Source organism: Novosphingobium sp. GW835-FHT14H07 (assembly GCF_058793515.1).
On record NZ_JBXAFX010000007.1, the window covers coordinates 94,221 to 110,448 of the forward strand.

Here is a 16,228-nt window from a genome sequence, read left to right on the forward strand (position 1 = left end):
CTCCTAAACCTTTACCCGAAGCGACCATGGATGCGCTGATCATCGCTGCCGGTTTTGGCAGCCGCCTTGCCGAGCTTTCCCCGTCGAAGCCGATGACCCCGGTTGCAGGCGTGCCGCTGATCGAAATCGGCGTGCGGCAGGCCATGCAGGCCGGCGTGACGCGCGTCGTCGTGGTGACCGGCCATCAGGCCGACCTTCTGGAAGGTTTTCTTGCCGATCTCTCGATGCGCGCCGGCATCGAGATCGTGCCGGTGCGACTGACCAACTGGTCCACGCCCAACGGCCATTCGGTCATGGCCGGGGCCACGCGCTGCGACGGCAACTATCTGCTGATGATGGCCGACCACATGTTCGATGCCGACATTCTGGAGCGGCTGATCCACGAACACCGGCCGGACTGCGCCGTGACGCTGGCGGTTGACCGCCGCATCGACAACCCGCTGGTCGATCCCGAGGACGCGACTTGGGTCAAGCTGGATGACGACGGCATGATTACCGCTATCGGCAAGACCATCGCACCCTATGATGCGGTCGATTGCGGGGCGTTTCTGGCCACCCCGGACCTGGCCAGGGCGATCCACGAGGCGATTGCCGAAGGCAAGCCCGGCAGCCTTTCGGACGGCATGCAACGGCTCGCCGATGCAGGACGCGCGGGCACCATGGACATCGACGATGCGTGGTGGATGGACGTCGACGATCCGCGCGCCCATGCGCTGGCCGAGGAACTGGCGCCATGGCACCTGGCGCGCACTTTCGCGGATATCGGCGTGCCTGCGGGCGAGTAATACACAAGCTTCCCACCCCCAACCCCTCCCGCCTGCGGGAGGGGAGGAGGCAAGCGTTCACGGATACTTAAGATGAATCCGGGTCGACAGGCCCGACTTCGAGATGTTCAGGCGGACCGAGCGGAACGAGGGAATGCTTGCGATCGTCGGCGGATTGTTGGAAAAGCCGAAGCCTTCCTCGGGCAGGCCGAGAACCCCGCTGCGCTTGATGTTACGGCTCGCATCCTCGTCGTGATAGACGGCGAGCGCATAGACGCCGGGCTTGGGCACATAAAGGCACATGCGCGTTTCGGGCGCCGTGGCATCAACGCGGCCGACGTACATCGAGCCCTTCTTGACGAGGAACTTGCGCGGCTCGTCGGCATAGAGGGTCACCGCCATCAGTCCATTGCCGTTGCGCACGCCGTCGATCGTGACGTTGATCCAGGTGTCGCTCACCGGCCCTGCACAGTTCGGGCCAGCCGCACTGGCAGCAGTGCTTCCACCCATTGCAGTGGCGGCGAGTGCAGTGGCAGTCAAAGCGGCCGCAGCGCGCAGCCGTCTCGGCTTGGTCATATCAAAAAGCCCCGATTTCGATGTTTCCTGCGGCAACCGCTTGATCCACGCGCTTCCAATGAAAGCTCTCGCAGCGCCTCGTTTCTTCCCCGCCGATTCCAATAACGGCGGTTGGCTGGTTCGTTAAGTAAGATTCGTGCCGTGAATAGTGGCTGAACCCTTGGCTCGCCCGCCGTTCATCACATCAACCGCCTCCAAAGCGGGACATTCCGTGTGGATAATGAGGCCGATAGTGCTTGTTCCGCCGATTCGCGAAAGGTAAGCGCAAGGGATGGGGTGGCTATGCCTGAGCGCATGAGCGTTTACCAATCTGCCTGCCACCCGACGCAGGAAGATGACCAGATGACCCCGCTGATTTCGCCGTCGATCCTTTCCGCAGATTTCGCCAAGCTGGGCGAGGAAGTGCGCGCAATCGATGCAGCCGGGGCAGACTGGATCCACGTCGACGTGATGGACGGCCACTTCGTGCCCAACATCACGATCGGACCGATGGTGGTAAAGGCGCTGCGCCCGCACACGACCAAGCCGTTTGACGTGCACCTGATGATCTCGCCGGTCGATTCCTACCTTCAGGCATTTGCCGATGCCGGGGCGGACATCATCACGGTTCATCCCGAAGCAGGCCCGCACATTCATCGCACGGTTCAGGCGATCAAGGGCCTTGGCAAGAAGGCGGGCGTTTCGCTCAACCCCGGAACCCCGGCGAAGATGCTCGATTACCTTATCGATGACGTCGATCTGGTCCTGATCATGAGCGTGAACCCCGGGTTTGGCGGGCAGAGCTTCATTTCCAGCCAGCTTCGCAAGATCGAGGCGGTGAGGAAAATGATCGACAAGTCGGGCCGTGACATCCACCTCGAGGTCGACGGCGGGGTCGACACCCGCACGATCCGCTCCTGCGTCGAAGCCGGGGCCGACGTGCTGGTCGCCGGGACCGCCACGTTCAAGGGCGGCCCTTCGCAGTATGCGGCCAACATCGCCGCCCTGAAGGCCCTCGGGCAGGGTGAGGCCGCCTGACATGGAGACACGCGGCTTCCCGGATGTTGGAAGTCGCCCGGCAGGTGCTGGCCGCTCTGCTCTCACGCCCGCCATCCCGCTCGATGCGACGAAGGAGGAACCGCTGGCCGATCCGACGCCCGAGGCAAGCAGCCGCTACGTGGCGCTTGACGACGACCGCCCGGACCCGGCGGTGATCGAGCCGGGGCGCGCGCTTGCCCTTGCCGATTTCGCACCTCCCGCCATCGGCACGGGCGACAGGCTGGTGCGGTTCGCCTACAGCCTGGGACTTCCGGCCAGCGCGATCCATCCTTTCCGCAAGCGCGCCCGCACGCGATTGACGGCCACGGTCACGCCGCCGCTGCCGGGCGATGCCGCAGCGGGCAAGGCCTTGCGCGCCGGGCATTTCCTTGTCCACGGCTACAAGTCACCCATCGCCGACACGGCCTTTTCGGGGCCCCGCCTGTCGCCCTCGTTCGAGCGGATGGTCCATGGTTTCCGCTGGCTGCGCGATCTTGAATCGGGCGGCACGCGGGCACAATGCGCACAAGTGGCCGAGCGTATTCTCCAGACCTGGCTGGCCGCCAATCCCAAGCCGGACCCCACGCCGGCGTGGGACGTGGGCAATGTCGGCCACCGCCTGCTGAACTGGATGGTCCACGCACCGCTGATCCTTTCGGGCCAGGACCGCGCGTTCCGGACGCGGGTGCTGCACACGATCGAGGACACGGCGCGCTGGCTCGACCGCCGCGTGACCAAGGCTGACGACCGGCTTTCCGAAGTGGCAGGCTGGTGCGCGCTGGTCGCGGTCGGTCTGCTCATGGCCGATGGCAAGCCGCGCCGCCTTTATGGCGAGGCCGGGCTGGTCAAGGCGCTGGGCGAACTGGTGGGTGACGATGGCGGCGTGCTGTCGCGCAGCCCGCTCTGCCAGATCGAGGCGATCGAGCTGCTGGTGGACCTGCGCGCCTGCTACGAAGCGATCCGGGCCGAACCGCTACCGCAGATCCAGACGATGCTGACGCTGCTGGTGCCGCCCCTGCTGGCGCTGCTTCACGGCGATGGCGGCCTTGGCAACTGGCAGGGCGCGGGCGCGATCCCGGCCGAGCGGATCGAGGAACTGGTGCGCGCCAGCGGCGTCCGCACGCGGCCCCTGCGCGATGCGCGGCAGTGGGGCTACCAACGCGCGACGGCAGGCAAGGCGGTGCTGCAGTTCGATGCGGGGCCCCCGCCGGTGGCGCGGCATACGCGCGATGGCTGTGCTTCGACGCTGGCATTCGAGCTGAGCCACGGGGCGGAGCGGCTGATCGTCAACTGCGGCGGCGCGGCCTTTGCCGGCGGCATGATCCCGCTGCGGCTTGAACAGGGCCTGCGCGCGACGGCAGCGCATTCGACGCTGACGATCGACGATTTCAATTCCACCGCAGTGCTGATCAACGGCAAGCTGGGGTCAGGCGTGTCCGAGGTCGAGGTCGATCGGCGCACACTTTCGGCCGAAGGTGCAGGGCCCGGCGCGACGCGGATCGAGGCGAGCCACAACGGTTACGTCAGCCGCTACGGCCTGACCCACCGCCGCATCCTGATCCTGCGCGATGACGGGACCGAGCTGCGCGGCGAAGACCTGCTGGTGCCCTCCGGGCGCAAGGGCAAGCGCGGGATGATCGGCGTTGCTCTGCGCTTTCATCTCGGGCCCCATATCGAACTGGCCGCCAGCGCGGATGGCAAAGGCGTGACGCTATCGCTGCCAGACGGCAGCCTGTGGCAGTTCCGCTCTGGCCGCGATGCTGTCGGAATAGAGGAATCCCTCTGGGCAGACGGGCTCGGAAGGCCTATCGGCACGCGGCAATTGGTCGTGACGGCCAAGGTTCCCCGCAGCGGCGAGAGCTTCTCCTGGCTGCTGAAGAAGATGCGATAGATAGGAATTCCCACGTGAGCGAGGTTACGATCAAGCGGGCGCTGCTTTCGGTGTCCGACAAGTCCGGTCTTGTGGATCTTGGCAAGGCGCTGGCAGCGCGCGGCGTCGAGCTGCTTTCGACCGGCGGCACCGCCAAGGCACTGCGTGATGCAGGCCTCACCGTGAAGGACGTGTCGGAGCACACCGGCTTTCCGGAAATGATGGATGGCCGCGTCAAGACACTGCACCCGACGATCCACGGTGGCCTTCTGGCCGTGCGCGACAATCCCGAACACGCCGCCGCCATGGCCGAACACCAGATCGGCGCGATCGATCTGGTCGTGGTCAACCTCTATCCCTTCGAGGCGACCGTGGCCAAGGGTGCCGAGCGCGACGAAGTGATCGAGAACATCGACATCGGCGGACCTTCGATGGTGCGCTCTGCCGCCAAGAACCACGATTACGTGACGATCCTGACCGACGCTGCGGACTACGCCACGTTCCTGGGTGAGCTGGAGCAGACCGGCGGCGCGACGACGCTGGCCTTCCGGCGCAAGATGGCGGCCAAGGCCTATGCGGCGACGGCGGCCTATGACTCGGCGATCTCGCAGTGGTTCGCCACCGTGGACCAGGGCGAGCACTTCCCGCCCGTCCTCGCCACCGCGCACACCCGCGTGACGACGCTGCGCTATGGCGAGAATCCGCACCAGGACGCAGCGCTCTATGTGCCGCGCAATCCTGCCGTCACCGGCCTGCCACAGGCAACCCAGGTGCAGGGCAAGGAGCTGTCCTACAACAACTACAACGATGCCAACGCCGCGCTGGAACTGGTGGCGGAGTTCGCCGGCGCCAAGCCGACCGTGGTCATCGTCAAGCACGCCAATCCCTGCGGCGTCGCCACGGCGGATACGCTGCTCGATGCGTGGAAGGACGCGCTGGAGTGCGATTCGGTTTCGGCATTCGGCGGCATCGTGGCGACCAACGTTCCGCTCGACGGGCCGACCGCGAACGCGATCTGCGAAATCTTCACCGAGGTGGTCGTGGCGCCCGGCGCCGACGATGCGGCCAAGGAAGCCTTTGCGCGCAAGAAGAACCTGCGCCTGCTGCTGATCGACAGTCTGCCCGATGCCAATCGCAAGGGCCTGACGACGGTGCCGATCGCAGGCGGCCTGCTGGTGCAGGATCGCGATGCCGGCAAGATCGAGAAGGCCGACCTCAAGGTCGTGACCAAGCGCGCCCCGACCGAGCAGGAGCTGGAAGACGCCCTGTTCGCGTGGACCGTGGCCAAGCACGTCAAGTCAAACGCGATCGTCTACGCCAAGGACGGCGTCACCGCCGGTATCGGTGCGGGCCAGATGAATCGCCGCGACAGCTCGCGCATTGCGGCAGCCAAGGCCAAGGAAGCGGCTGAAACCCACGGTTTTGCCGAAGTGCGCACGGTAGGCTCTGCCGTTGCTTCGGATGCGTTCTTCCCGTTTGCCGATGGCCTGATGGCGGCGGTGGAAGCAGGCGCGACCTGCGTGATCCAGCCCGGTGGCTCGATCCGCGACGAAGACGTGATCAAGGCTGCCGACGAGGCCGGCCTGGCCATGGTCTTCACGGGCATGCGCCACTTCCGACATTGATTGATTACGTCTCCCTCGCCACGGCGAGGGAGACGCCAAGAAGAAAGGGCCGGCCCCGCATCGGGGACCGGCCCTTTTCATTGCCGTCCAAGGCAGCTGAAATCAGCGATAGAAGATATGGCTGTCGACGCGCGCGATGCGGGTCTTGCCCCAGCGCGGTGAGACGTGCGCCGCGTGGAAGAACATTGCGCCCTCTACCGGGCTCTTCCACAGGCCTTCATCGGCGATCTTGGCGATGCGCACGGCCGTCTGCCAGGCGCGGCTGTCGCGGTTGATTGCCGGCATGCCGTGGCCGCGAACGAACGAAAACTGCGAGGGCTGGTAGACCACGCCGCAGTACGACGAAGGAAAGCGCCCGGAATTGGCGCGAGCGACGATCACGCGACCGACGGCAAGCTGTCCGGCAAGAGTTTCGCTCTTGGCCTCGAAGTAGACGGCGCCGGCAAGGCACTCGAGCTCGTTCGACAGCGTGGCGGGAATCTGGGTGTCCTCGACCAGCTCGGCAAGCGAATCCGCGTCGGCGGCTTCAGCTTCGATGGCAGCTCCGGGCGTTGCGGTGGCAACGGCTTGAATCGGGGTGGGCTGAACCACGGGCTGGGAGATGAAGGTCGCGGTGATCGCGGCCGGGGTGTTGAGGCTTTGAGCGGCGGCGTGGGATCCGCCAGTGCTGAGAAGCGTTGTGATGAAAGTCGCAGCAATGCTGAAGCTGGCTGCGTATTTGAATTTCGTGCTCATACTTTGTCGTCAATGGGCGGTGAGCTTCCTGCCATGGCGCGACAAAAGGCCGGTGTGCGCGAACGATGCCGCGTGCCGGTCAATCGCCGAAGGGCCATGTCGGTTGCCCCCCGTCTGCGTGCCAGTGCGTCGGGCCTTGCTGCCGTCCGTCACCGCCTGCGCAAAAATCGGTATGGGGCCTTTATTGTGCGCTGCGGAAGAGTCAACCCGCGTTCAGCCAGCGGAAAGGTTGTCCCGGACGAACCGTTCGCGATCCGCGACGGTCAGTTCAACTATCCACACGTCCGGATCCTGCTGCATTCGGCGGCTCAGATAGTCTTCGAATTCCTGCTTATTTTCAATTACTTGCGACTTGGAAATACGCCATTTGCGGCGTCCATCAACGTCGGGCATGCGTTCGTAAAGAATGCCAAGAGACTGATTTTCCAAGATAACAATCAGGACTGTTCCGCCATCGCGTTCGCCCTTGTGCAGCACCATGGCAAAGCCGCCTTCGGCTTGGACCGCACGGATGATTCCCTGGACTTCGAGGTGTGCCGGAAGGCGCGATTCCGTCACTGCGGATCAGGCGAGCGCGGCGCGCAGGCCGGCGTTGTAGCCATCGAGGCTGGACAAGGGGATGCGCGAGCGCTGGAACGTGCCGGTTCCCCGCCCCACTTCCTCGCCTTCCTCATCGATCAGGCGCGCTTCGGCCACGAGCACGCGGCGCCGGCCCGAGACCCAGCGCCCTTCCGCCGTGACGCGCCCGCCCTTGATCGGGCGGCTGAAGAACAGGTTGAACGATGTGGTCAGCAGGAAACGGTCGGTAACCAGCGTGTTCGCAGCGTAGAACGCGGCGTCATCGAGCATCTTGAAGTAGATGGTGCCATGGGCCGCCCCAGCAGCATGAAAACACGAGGGCGAGACATCGAAATGGATGCGGGACAAGCCCTCGCCGACGATTTCCAGGCGGGATTCGAACAGGCTGTTGACCGGCGCCGAAGCGTAGAGACCTTCCAGCGCGCGCCAGTGCAGGCTTGCGCTGTCGGCGCCGTCCTCAGGCGGCATCGCGATCGATGACGTTGACAAGCAGGCCGTAGATCGCATCGGCATCGGTAGCGGAGACCAGACGCTCGTGCATCCGCTCGTCCCGCATCAGGCGCGAGATCGCAGCGAGGGCCTGAAGATGCGTGGCGCCAGCCTGCGAGGGCGAGAGCAGACCGAACACGCAATCGACCGGCATGCCATCGGCGGCGGCAAATTCGACCGGATTCTCGAGCCGGAAGAACACTGCAACCGGACGTTCCAGCCCGTCGATACGCGCGTGGGGAATGGCAACGCCTCGGCCGAAGCCGGTGCTGCCAAGCTTTTCGCGTTCCTCGATCCCATCGATCACCACTTCCTTGTCGAGCGCGTAGACCGACGCGAAGCAGGCAGCGAGATCGGCAAGGATCTGCTGCTTGGAATCGGCGCGGATGACGCGGACAGCTTGTGGATCGAGTTGGAACAGAGCCGACATACGGTAAAACGTATCACATGAGTGCAAAGGCACGGTGAATTGGGGCGCGCCATGCTCCCGAATGCTGGGGAAGGCAAGCGCAAAGCACGTTCCTGGGCCGTACGCAGGCTTGCATTTGCCATCCCCGGCCCGCCGTGGCGAGCCGGGTTGGCCTGGCGGTCCTTACTTGGGCCTTACTTGGGTTCGACCCAGCCGATCGATCCGTCACCACGGCGATAGACCATGTTGTGCACCCCGGTGCCGGCGTTCTTGAACAGCAGGGCATTGGTGTTGCGCAAGTCGAGCATCATCACTGCGTCCGAGACGCTGGCGGTGGGCACGTCGACGCGGGTTTCGGCGATGACCAGCGGTGCGTCGGCGGGTTCTTCCTCACCCGCTTCGTCATGGGCGAAGACGGTGTACGCGGCTTCCTGCAGTTCGAAGTTGGCCTCGTCTGCCTTGCGGGCGTGATCGGCGCCTTCATGGCGGTCCTTGATGCGGCGGCGATAACGGCGCAGCTGCTTCTCGATCTTCTCGGCCGACTGGTCGAGCGCAACGTGCGCGTCCTGCGCCACGGCGCTGCCCTTGAGGATCAGGCCCTGGGTCACGTGGGTTACGATGTCACATCGAAAGCCCCCGTGCGGGGCCTTGCCCAAGGTCACGTTCGAGGAAAGCGCTCGGGAAAAGTGCTTGTCGACGATGGCGCCGAGGCGCTCCTCGGCATGGGTCTGCAGCGCAGCGCCGGTTTCGACCTGGTGTCCCGAAACGCGAATATCCATAAGTCACTTCTCCTGTCACTCGGGCGAGACGCCCGGTCTGACTGAACCCACGGGCAAGCCGGAAGGTTTCAGCGCGACCAGATCGGCTCGGCAAAGCCCGCCATGAATTCGGCATGACGGGCAAGCTCCTCTGCGCTCGCAGCGTGCGGGCGCGGGGAACGGAAGGTGCGGGTCAGGCTGGAGGTGACGGTGATCGACTCCTCCACCACGACGAGACCGGCTGCCCCTGCGGCAACTGCCGCCAGTTCAAGGCCGATCTGCCGCCCGCCCATCAGCTCGACATAGAGCTGGGCGAGCAGTTCCGCGTCAAGTAGCGCCCCGTGCTTGGTGCGGTGGCTGCGATCTATGCCGTAGCGCGTGCACAAGGCATCGAGGCTGAGCTTGGCACCGGGGTGCTTGCGCCGCGCGATCGCCACCGTATCGACCATGCGATCCCGGCTGACAGGTTGGCGCCCGCACATTTCCAGCTCGTTGTTGATGAAGCCGAAGTCGAATCCGGCGTTGTGCGCGACCATCGGCGAGTCGGCGATGAAGGCGAGAAACTCGTCTGCCAGTTCGGCAAACTTCGGCTTGTCGGAAAGGAATGTGATCGACAGGCCGTGGACAGCTTCAGCCTCGGCCGGCATGTCGCGCTCAGGATTGAAATAACAATGGAAAACCTGGCCCGTAGGCACCCGGTTGACCATTTCGACACAGCCGATCTCGACCAGCCGATCCCCGCTTTTCGGGTCCAGTCCGGTCGTCTCGGTATCGAAAACGATCTCACGCATTGAAGAATATGTGGACCCCTCGCCGCGGACTGGCAAGGGGGTGAGACGGTTACTGACGGGGGTTTTTTTCCCGGATGGCCGCAACCAGCGCGGCAACTTGGGCCTCCGTCTCGGCGAGGGTGACGCCGGTGTTGATCACGTGGGTCGCCCGGGCGCGCTTCTCGGCGTCAGGCACCTGTAGCGAAAGAATGTGGGCGAATTTTTCGGGCGTCATGCCGGGACGGGCGAGCACGCGCTTTCGCTGCACCTCGGCGGGGGCGGAGACGACCATGACCGCGTCGAGATCCGCTCCATGGCCCTTTTCATAAAGCAGCGGAATGTCGAACACCACGAGCGGTTCGCCCATGTGCTCTACCATGAAGGCGTGGCGCATGCGGGCAACGGCAGGATGGACGATGGCTTCAAGACGCTTCAATGCTTCGGGATTGCCGAATACCTTCGCGCCCAATTCCTGCCGTTTGACGCCTTCGGGGCCGGTGGTGCCGGGGAAGGCTTTCTCGATGGCTGGGATCAGTTCGCCGCCCGGGCCTTGCAAGTGGTGCACGGCGGCATCGGCATCGAACACCGGCACGCCCAGTTCGCGCAGCATGAGCGCGACGGCAGACTTGCCCATGCCGATCGAGCCGGTGAGTCCGAGGATGTAGGGCCTGCTCATGCCAGAATTCTCGCACGCAGTTCGTTGTCTGCCTGCCCACGCGGCGGCACGGCGCCGAAGAAGCGGCGGAAGGCGTGGTCGGCCTGGCCGATCAGCATCGACAGGCCATCGACCGTGCGGAATCCGGCGGCCTTGGCGGCTTTCAGGAACTCGGTTTCGAGCGGGCTGGTGACGATGTCGTAGAATACCGAGCCCGGCGGGGCGTGGGTCATGTCGAAGGCGAGCGGGGATTGACCGCTCATCCCCAGCGACGAGGCGTTGACGACGAGATCGAAGCAGCCTTCGCGGTCGTCGAAAGCGAAATCGGTGGCGTCGGCAAAATGATCGAGCGGGGCGACGTGGTGCTCCCCCTGCGGATCAAGTTCGTCGAGCAGGGCACGGGCCTTTTCGACATTGCGGCCGGCCAGCACGACGACCATGTGCTCGTCCGCCAGCGCGGCGATGATCGCCCGCGCCGCGCCGCCGGTGCCGAGCACGCGGGCCATGCGGAAATAGTGAGGTCTGCCGAGGTCTTCGCGCAGCGGTTCGAGGAAGCCGGGCGCATCGGTGTTGTAGCCGACCAGCGCGCCGTCTTCGGGCACCACGGTGTTCACCGCGCCGATGCGCGCGGCCATGGGGTCCAGCCGGTCGAGCAGTGGAATCACCGTCTGCTTGTGCGGCATGGTCACGTTGCAGCCGCGCCAGTCAGGATCGGCGCGACGCGCGGCAAGGTAGTCGGCGAGACCTTCAGGCTTCACATGCGCGCGATCATAGCGCCCTTCGAGGCCGAGCTTTTCCAGCCAGAAGCCGTGGATCACCGGGGATTTCGATTGTGCGATCGGATCGCCGATCACTTCGGCATAAGGCACGGAAACTTTGTCAGGCTTCAAGACGGCAACTCACCCTGTTCACGCAACGCGCCCAGCAGCGCCAATAGCGGCATTCCGAGAACCGTGAAATGGCTGCCCTCGATTCTCTCGAACAGTTGCACGCCCAGTGCCTCGATGCGGAACACGCCGACACAGCCCGAAACCTCGGGCCACTCCCTGTCGAGATAGCTCTGGATAAATGCGGGAGAAAGCTCCCGGACCCGCAGGTTTGCGGTCTCGCAGGTTTTCCACACCACCTTGCCATCGCGCATCAGCACGGCAGCGGAATGGAGGTGCATGTCTTTGCCTGAGAAGAATTCGAGATGCTCGACAGCGTTCTCGCGGCTCGTCGGCTTGTCGAACTGACGGCCGCAGACTTCGACCATCGAGTCCCCGCCGAGCACCAGCCGTCCGGGCATGGCGAGGGACACGGCAAAAGCCTTGGCTTCGGCAAGAACGCTGGCAATCTGGCAGCCGGTGACGCCGATCAGCTCGCGCTTGATCGCGGCTTCGTCAACATCGGACGTGCGCGTCTCGAAGGGCACGCCCGCGGCTTCGAGCATCATCCGGCGCGAGAAGCTCTGGCTGGCCAAAATCAGCTTCTGGGGCACGAGTGTCATATCGGTTTTGCTCCGTCCCCGCTGCCGCCAGCAGCGCCACGTTCGTTATAGAGATTGATCACGGCCGCTGCTGTTTCCTCGATTGAACGCCGCGACACGTCGATCACCGGCCAGCCATTGTCGGCGAACATGCGGCGGGCGTACTGCACTTCGCGCGTCACCTGTTCGTTGTCGACATATGCGGTCTCGGGCGCCTGGTTCAAGGACAGGAGGCGGTTGCGACGCACCGCGATCAGGCGCTCCGGGCTGGTGGTGAGGCCCACGACCATTGGCCGACGCAGGGAAAACAGCATCGGCGGCGGCGGGCTTTCCACCACGATCGGAATGTTCGCCACCTTGTATCCACGATTGGCAAGGTAGATCGAGGTCGGCGTCTTCGAACTGCGCGAAACGCCGGCGAGCACGATGTCGGCCTCTTCCCAGTTTTCCCAGTTCACGCCGTCATCGTGGGCAATGGTGAACTGGATCGCATCGACGCGGGCGAAATAGGCCTCGTCCATCATGTGCTGGCGGCCGGGGCGACCCTTGGCCTGAACGCCGAGCTGCTGCTGCAGCGCATCCGTCACCGCATCGAGCGCGGGGACCATCGGCAGGCCCAGGGCAATGCAGCGCTGTTCCAGTCGCTCGCGCGTTTCGGCATTGACCAGCGTGAACAGGACAAGTCCCGGATTTGCGGCAATTTCGCCCATGATGCGATCGAGATGCTGCATCGAACGCACCATTGGCCAGAAATGCCGCACGACGTCTGCGCCATCGAACTGCGCGAGCGCCGCCTTGGCGATCATTTCCAGCGTTTCACCAGTGGAATCCGACAGGAGGTGCAGGTGCAGGCGCTGCATTGGCGGGCTTTCCGTGGACATCCGGGCAGGGCCGGGATGACCCTGTGGAAACAGCACCGATAAACCACGGGACAGAGTCAGGGACAAGTTTGACCGGCAGATTCACCCTCGATCCGAGTCCTGTTCAGGACCATTTGTGGACAAGTGGACAGTGTTTTCCCCAGCCTGTGGAGAGCGGTGAGAACTTCGCGTTGACTCATGTGCTGTCCAGAGTCGCGAACAGCAAAAAGTGTGGAAGCGGACTCACAAATCGGGCAGTGACACGCAATCCCCGGTTTCCACAGGGCCAACAAACACCTTCAACCTGATTCTAAGAATCTATTTTAGTGGATTGGATCGAAATGCCCGGCCCTCTTCTCAGGACTCTTCAGGGTGAGAATCTCTCCCGTCGGCCGATCTGGCTGATGCGCCAGGCGGGGCGCTACCTGCCCGAATACCGCGAGTTGCGCGCGGAAAAGGGCGGTTTCCTGGCGCTGGTCTATGACACTGACGCCGCGGCAGAAGTGACCGTGCAGCCGATCCGCCGCTTCGGTTTCGACGGTGCGATCCTGTTCTCGGACATCCTGATCGTGCCTTATGCGATGGGTCAGGATCTCAAGTTCCTCGTTGGCGAAGGCCCGGACCTGTCTCCTCGCCTGCTCGACGTTGCGCTGGAAAGCCTTGTCGCGGTGCCTGAGCGCCTTTCGCCAATCTACGAGACGGTGGCCAAGGTGAAGGCACAGATCGGCCCTGAGACGACGCTGCTGGGCTTTGCCGGAAGCCCATGGACGGTTGCCACATACATGGTGGCAGGCGAAGGCAGCCGCGATCATCACGATACCCGTGCGCTGGCCTATCGCGATCCCGGCCAGTTCCAGGCGATCGTCGATGCCATCGCGCAGGTAACCATCGAATACCTTTCGGGACAGGTCGAGGCCGGTGCCGAAGGCCTGCAGCTGTTCGATTCATGGTCGGGCAGCCTTGCCCCTGCCGAATTCGAACGCTGGGTCATCGCGCCCAATGCCAGGATCGCGGCCGAAATGCAGCGCCGTTATCCGCACGTGCCGGTGATCGGCTTCCCCAAGGGTGCAGGCGAGAAGCTGGCCGCCTATGCCCGCGAGACCGGCGTCAATGCCGTCGGCGTCGACGAGACGATTGACCCGCTGTGGGCCGCGCGCGAAATGCCTGCCGGGATGCCGGCGCAGGGCAACCTCGATCCGCTGCTGCTGTTGGCGGGTGGACCGGAGCTGGAAAAGCAGACGATCCGCGTCCTCGAAGCCTTCGCCGACCGTCCGCACGTGTTCAACCTGGGCCACGGCATCGGCCAGCACACTCCGATCGAAAACGTCGAGGCCCTGCTGAAGATCGTGCGGAGCTGGTCGCGCGACTGAACTTTTCGGGCACTTGCAAACCCCGGTTTCCGCGCCGAAATAGCCCTCAGCAGGGGCGCACTGGCAGGCGGAGCCGCAACAGATGCAGCAGGTATTGGCGATGCTCTATCTCTGGCTCAAGGCGGGCCATGTCATCTTCGTGATCTTCTGGATGGCCGGCCTGTTCATGCTGCCGCGCTTCTTCGTCTACCATCAGGAGGCGCCGGAAGGCTCGCCCGAGAATGCGGTCTGGGTGGACCGCGAGCGCAAGCTGATGAAGATCATCATGTGGCCGGCGCTGGTGGTGGTCTGGGTGCTCGGGCTGCTGCTGGCGGTGGACATCGGCGCGTTTGCGCAAGGGTGGTTCCACCTCAAGCTGGCCTTCGTCCTGGTGCTGACGGCCTATCACTTCTGGCTGGCCAGCTACGCGCAGTTGCTCGCCCAAGGGGTGCGGAAGCTTTCAGGCAAGAAGCTGCGCATGCTCAACGAGATCCCGGGCATCGCTGCCGCGGTGATCGTGATCATGGTGATCGTGAAGCCGTTCTGACTCTTCTCCCCTCCCTCAGGCGGGAGGGGTCAGAGCCCAGGTCAGCCGCGCAAGGTCCGCAGGCCATCGCGCATTGCGTTACGCACCAGGTGCATGGGCGAACGCGGCAGATGCTTCCATTGCGAGCCCCAGGCATTGGCCGGAGCATCTTGTGCCTGCGGGCGGGGGAAGGTTTCGCCGCGGCGGGGCAATCTGATCATTGTTGTTCCTCTCGAAAGACCGGTTTTCCGGTTTGATGCCGGGAGGATACCACCCCCGTGCCCCTATCCACAATTGACTATCGGCTGGCGCAGGCATATCTGCGGCGAACCGGAATGCAGATGTGCTGCCGATCGATGCAGCCGCCCTCTCGCTTTCTCCAAGCCCTTCAGAGGTTTCCGGCCATCTATCCAACCCTTTGGAAAAACACGAAATGCACCTGAAGGAACTCAAGCAGAAAACCCCCGCCGAGCTGGTCCAGATGGCCGAAGAGCTCGAGGTCGAAGGCGCCAGCACCATGCGCCGCCAGGACCTGATGTTCGCCATCCTCAAGGAAATGGCGGAAGACGGCGAGGAAATCCTCGGCATCGGCACGATCGAAGTCCTGCCCGACGGCTTCGGCTTCCTGCGCAGCCCCGAGGCGAACTACCTTGCTGGCCCTGACGATATCTATGTTTCGCCCAACCAGGTCCGCAAGTGGGGCCTGCGCACCGGCGATACCGTCGAAGGCGAAGTCCGCGCGCCCAAGGATGGTGAGCGCTATTTCGCGATCACCCGCCTGATCAAGGTGAACTTCGACGAGCCGGAGGCCGTGCGCCACCGCGTCAACTTCGACAACCTCACCCCGCTCTACCCGAACGAGCGCCTCAAGCTCGACACGCTCGACCCGACGGTCAAGGACAAGTCGGCCCGCGTGATCGATCTGGTCAGCCCGCAGGGCAAGGGCCAGCGCGCGCTGATCGTCGCCCCGCCGCGCACCGGCAAGACCGTGTTGCTGCAGAACATGGCGAAGGCAATCACCGACAACCACCCGGAAGTCTTCCTGATCGTGCTGCTGGTCGACGAACGCCCGGAAGAAGTCACCGACATGCAGCGCAGCGTGAAGGGCGAGGTCATCTCCTCGACGTTCGACGAGCCCGCCACGCGCCACGTGCAGGTTGCCGAGATGGTTATCGAAAAGGCCAAGCGCCTGGTCGAGCACAAGCGTGACGTCGTCATCCTGCTCGATTCGATCACTCGCCTGGGCCGGGCCTACAACACCGTGGTGCCCTCCTCGGGCAAGGTGCTGACCGGCGGTGTCGACGCCAATGCCCTGCAGCGCCCCAAGCGCTTCTTCGGTGCTGCCCGCAACATCGAGGAAGGCGGCTCGCTGTCGATCATCGCCACCGCGCTGATCGACACCGGCAGCCGCATGGACGAAGTGATCTTCGAAGAATTCAAGGGCACCGGCAACTCGGAAATCGTGCTCGACCGCAAGGTTGCCGACAAGCGCATCTTCCCCGCGCTCGATGTGGGCAAGAGCGGCACCCGCAAGGAAGAGCTGCTTGTGCCGAAGGACCAGCTCTCGAAGATGTGGGTCCTGCGCCGCATCCTCATGCAGATGGGCACTGTCGATGCGATGGAGTTCCTGCTCGACAAGATGAAGGATTCGAAGACCAACGAAGACTTCTTCGCGACGATGAATCAGTAACTCTGGGGGAACCAGTAACTCTGGAAACCAGTAAGCTCGATGAGCGCACGAGAATCGAGGGCGGGGATAAATTCCCCGCCCTTTCTTG

Annotated in this window: 19 protein-coding genes; 7 read left to right on the forward strand and 12 right to left on the reverse strand. The window is 64.0% G+C overall.

Going from position 1 to position 16,228, the window contains the following annotated elements:
- The first annotated feature begins 26 nt into the window (after window positions 1–26).
- Window positions 27–785, forward strand: coding sequence for a phosphocholine cytidylyltransferase family protein (locus tag AC1Q5P_RS08660; protein WP_492518722.1), 759 nt, complete (start codon window positions 27–29; stop codon window positions 783–785).
- Between the two features lie 57 nt (window positions 786–842).
- Here the strand turns inward: AC1Q5P_RS08660 and AC1Q5P_RS08665 are convergent, their stop codons facing one another.
- Entirely contained in the window at window positions 843–1,340 is a 498-nt protein-coding gene (locus tag AC1Q5P_RS08665) for a DUF2141 domain-containing protein (protein ID WP_039333233.1), read from the reverse strand.
- A 342-nt stretch (window positions 1,341–1,682) separates the two neighbouring features.
- On the opposite strand from AC1Q5P_RS08665, the gene rpe reads away from it, so the two are divergent.
- Genes rpe through purH form a run of 3 tightly spaced genes read left to right on the forward strand, consistent with a single transcriptional unit; the run spans window position 1,683 to window position 5,852 of the window.
- The gene (gene rpe, locus AC1Q5P_RS08670; RefSeq protein WP_062343059.1) at window positions 1,683–2,357 is read left to right on the forward strand and encodes a ribulose-phosphate 3-epimerase; all 675 of its coding nucleotides are present in this window, start codon (window positions 1,683–1,685) and stop codon (window positions 2,355–2,357) included.
- Between the two features lies 1 nt (window position 2,358).
- The gene (locus tag AC1Q5P_RS08675; RefSeq protein ID WP_062343050.1) at window positions 2,359–4,248 is read left to right on the forward strand and encodes a heparinase II/III family protein; all 1,890 of its coding nucleotides are present in this window, start codon (window positions 2,359–2,361) and stop codon (window positions 4,246–4,248) included.
- 14 nt (window positions 4,249–4,262) lie between these two features.
- Window positions 4,263–5,852 (forward strand): bifunctional phosphoribosylaminoimidazolecarboxamide formyltransferase/IMP cyclohydrolase, encoded by a 1,590-nt coding sequence (gene purH, locus AC1Q5P_RS08680; RefSeq protein WP_427463610.1) that lies wholly within the window; start codon window positions 4,263–4,265, stop codon window positions 5,850–5,852.
- A gap of 102 nt (window positions 5,853–5,954) precedes the next feature.
- Here purH and AC1Q5P_RS08685 read toward each other — a convergent pair whose 3' ends face one another.
- From AC1Q5P_RS08685 to AC1Q5P_RS08730, 10 genes are all read right to left on the reverse strand, one after another.
- Entirely contained in the window at window positions 5,955–6,587 is a 633-nt protein-coding gene (locus AC1Q5P_RS08685; RefSeq protein ID WP_039333228.1) for a cell wall hydrolase, read from the reverse strand.
- Between the two features lie 213 nt (window positions 6,588–6,800).
- Window positions 6,801–7,145 (reverse strand): DUF1491 family protein, encoded by a 345-nt coding sequence (locus tag AC1Q5P_RS08690; RefSeq protein ID WP_492518723.1) that lies wholly within the window; start codon window positions 7,143–7,145, stop codon window positions 6,801–6,803.
- A 6-nt stretch (window positions 7,146–7,151) separates the two neighbouring features.
- On the reverse strand, window positions 7,152–7,634 hold the full coding sequence (locus tag AC1Q5P_RS08695) for a PaaI family thioesterase (protein WP_039333224.1): 483 nt from the start codon (window positions 7,632–7,634) through the stop codon (window positions 7,152–7,154).
- Window positions 7,624–8,085: a PTS sugar transporter subunit IIA gene (locus AC1Q5P_RS08700; protein WP_039333222.1), complete on the reverse strand. Its 462-nt coding sequence runs from the start codon at window positions 8,083–8,085 to the stop codon at window positions 7,624–7,626. Before AC1Q5P_RS08700 ends, AC1Q5P_RS08695 begins: the two co-directional genes overlap by 11 nt.
- 173 nt (window positions 8,086–8,258) lie before the next feature.
- On the reverse strand, window positions 8,259–8,843 hold the full coding sequence (gene hpf / locus AC1Q5P_RS08705; RefSeq protein ID WP_062343044.1) for a ribosome hibernation-promoting factor, HPF/YfiA family: 585 nt from the start codon (window positions 8,841–8,843) through the stop codon (window positions 8,259–8,261).
- Between the two features lie 68 nt (window positions 8,844–8,911).
- Window positions 8,912–9,613, reverse strand: a complete 702-nt coding sequence (dnaQ, locus tag AC1Q5P_RS08710; protein ID WP_039333217.1) for a DNA polymerase III subunit epsilon — start codon at window positions 9,611–9,613, stop codon at window positions 8,912–8,914.
- A gap of 49 nt (window positions 9,614–9,662) precedes the next feature.
- Window positions 9,663–10,268 (reverse strand): dephospho-CoA kinase, encoded by a 606-nt coding sequence (gene coaE, locus AC1Q5P_RS08715; RefSeq protein ID WP_492518724.1) that lies wholly within the window; start codon window positions 10,266–10,268, stop codon window positions 9,663–9,665.
- Entirely contained in the window at window positions 10,265–11,137 is an 873-nt protein-coding gene (aroE, locus tag AC1Q5P_RS08720; protein ID WP_492518725.1) for a shikimate dehydrogenase, read from the reverse strand. Before aroE ends, coaE begins: the two co-directional genes overlap by 4 nt.
- Entirely contained in the window at window positions 11,134–11,736 is a 603-nt protein-coding gene (locus tag AC1Q5P_RS08725) for a Maf family protein (protein ID WP_039333214.1), read from the reverse strand. Before AC1Q5P_RS08725 ends, aroE begins: the two co-directional genes overlap by 4 nt.
- The gene (locus AC1Q5P_RS08730) at window positions 11,733–12,575 is read right to left on the reverse strand and encodes a pyruvate, water dikinase regulatory protein (protein ID WP_039333360.1); all 843 of its coding nucleotides are present in this window, start codon (window positions 12,573–12,575) and stop codon (window positions 11,733–11,735) included. Before AC1Q5P_RS08730 ends, AC1Q5P_RS08725 begins: the two co-directional genes overlap by 4 nt.
- Before the next feature lie 341 nt (window positions 12,576–12,916).
- On the opposite strand from AC1Q5P_RS08730, the gene hemE reads away from it, so the two are divergent.
- Window positions 12,917–13,945, forward strand: a complete 1,029-nt coding sequence (gene hemE / locus AC1Q5P_RS08735) for a uroporphyrinogen decarboxylase (RefSeq protein ID WP_492518726.1) — start codon at window positions 12,917–12,919, stop codon at window positions 13,943–13,945.
- Window positions 13,946–14,027: 82 nt separating this feature from the next.
- A complete protein-coding gene (locus AC1Q5P_RS08740; protein ID WP_039333213.1) occupies window positions 14,028–14,471 on the forward strand; it encodes a CopD family protein in 444 nt (147 codons plus the stop codon).
- A 41-nt stretch (window positions 14,472–14,512) separates the two neighbouring features.
- On the opposite strand, the gene AC1Q5P_RS08745 is transcribed toward AC1Q5P_RS08740, so the two are convergent.
- On the reverse strand, window positions 14,513–14,671 hold the full coding sequence (locus tag AC1Q5P_RS08745) for a hypothetical protein (RefSeq protein WP_156135736.1): 159 nt from the start codon (window positions 14,669–14,671) through the stop codon (window positions 14,513–14,515).
- A gap of 212 nt (window positions 14,672–14,883) precedes the next feature.
- On the opposite strand from AC1Q5P_RS08745, the gene rho reads away from it, so the two are divergent.
- On the forward strand, window positions 14,884–16,140 hold the full coding sequence (gene rho, locus AC1Q5P_RS08750; protein WP_039333211.1) for a transcription termination factor Rho: 1,257 nt from the start codon (window positions 14,884–14,886) through the stop codon (window positions 16,138–16,140).
- Window positions 16,141–16,228 lie beyond the last annotated feature (88 nt).

Bases quoted from the DNA above. Each gene is read 5' to 3' on its own strand.
- AC1Q5P_RS08725 (WP_039333214.1), bottom strand. From the start codon at position 11,736: ATGACACTCGTGCCCCAGAAGCTGATTTTGGCCAGCCAGAGCTTCTCG.
- AC1Q5P_RS08665 (WP_039333233.1), bottom strand. From the start codon at position 1,340: ATGACCAAGCCGAGACGGCTGCGCGCTGCGGCCGCTTTGACTGCCACT.
- dnaQ (WP_039333217.1), bottom strand. From the start codon at position 9,613: ATGCGTGAGATCGTTTTCGATACCGAGACGACCGGACTGGACCCGAAA.
- coaE (WP_492518724.1), bottom strand. From the start codon at position 10,268: ATGAGCAGGCCCTACATCCTCGGACTCACCGGCTCGATCGGCATGGGC.
- AC1Q5P_RS08700 (WP_039333222.1), bottom strand. From the start codon at position 8,085: ATGTCGGCTCTGTTCCAACTCGATCCACAAGCTGTCCGCGTCATCCGC.
- hpf (WP_062343044.1), bottom strand. From the start codon at position 8,843: ATGGATATTCGCGTTTCGGGACACCAGGTCGAAACCGGCGCTGCGCTG.
- rho (WP_039333211.1), top strand. From the start codon at position 14,884: ATGCACCTGAAGGAACTCAAGCAGAAAACCCCCGCCGAGCTGGTCCAG.
- AC1Q5P_RS08745 (WP_156135736.1), bottom strand. From the start codon at position 14,671: ATGATCAGATTGCCCCGCCGCGGCGAAACCTTCCCCCGCCCGCAGGCA.
- AC1Q5P_RS08685 (WP_039333228.1), bottom strand. From the start codon at position 6,587: ATGAGCACGAAATTCAAATACGCAGCCAGCTTCAGCATTGCTGCGACT.
- hemE (WP_492518726.1), top strand. From the start codon at position 12,917: ATGCCCGGCCCTCTTCTCAGGACTCTTCAGGGTGAGAATCTCTCCCGT.
- AC1Q5P_RS08675 (WP_062343050.1), top strand. From the start codon at position 2,359: ATGGAGACACGCGGCTTCCCGGATGTTGGAAGTCGCCCGGCAGGTGCT.
- AC1Q5P_RS08695 (WP_039333224.1), bottom strand. From the start codon at position 7,634: ATGCCGCCTGAGGACGGCGCCGACAGCGCAAGCCTGCACTGGCGCGCG.
- AC1Q5P_RS08740 (WP_039333213.1), top strand. From the start codon at position 14,028: ATGCAGCAGGTATTGGCGATGCTCTATCTCTGGCTCAAGGCGGGCCAT.
- AC1Q5P_RS08660 (WP_492518722.1), top strand. From the start codon at position 27: ATGGATGCGCTGATCATCGCTGCCGGTTTTGGCAGCCGCCTTGCCGAG.
- rpe (WP_062343059.1), top strand. From the start codon at position 1,683: ATGACCCCGCTGATTTCGCCGTCGATCCTTTCCGCAGATTTCGCCAAG.
- AC1Q5P_RS08730 (WP_039333360.1), bottom strand. From the start codon at position 12,575: ATGCAGCGCCTGCACCTGCACCTCCTGTCGGATTCCACTGGTGAAACG.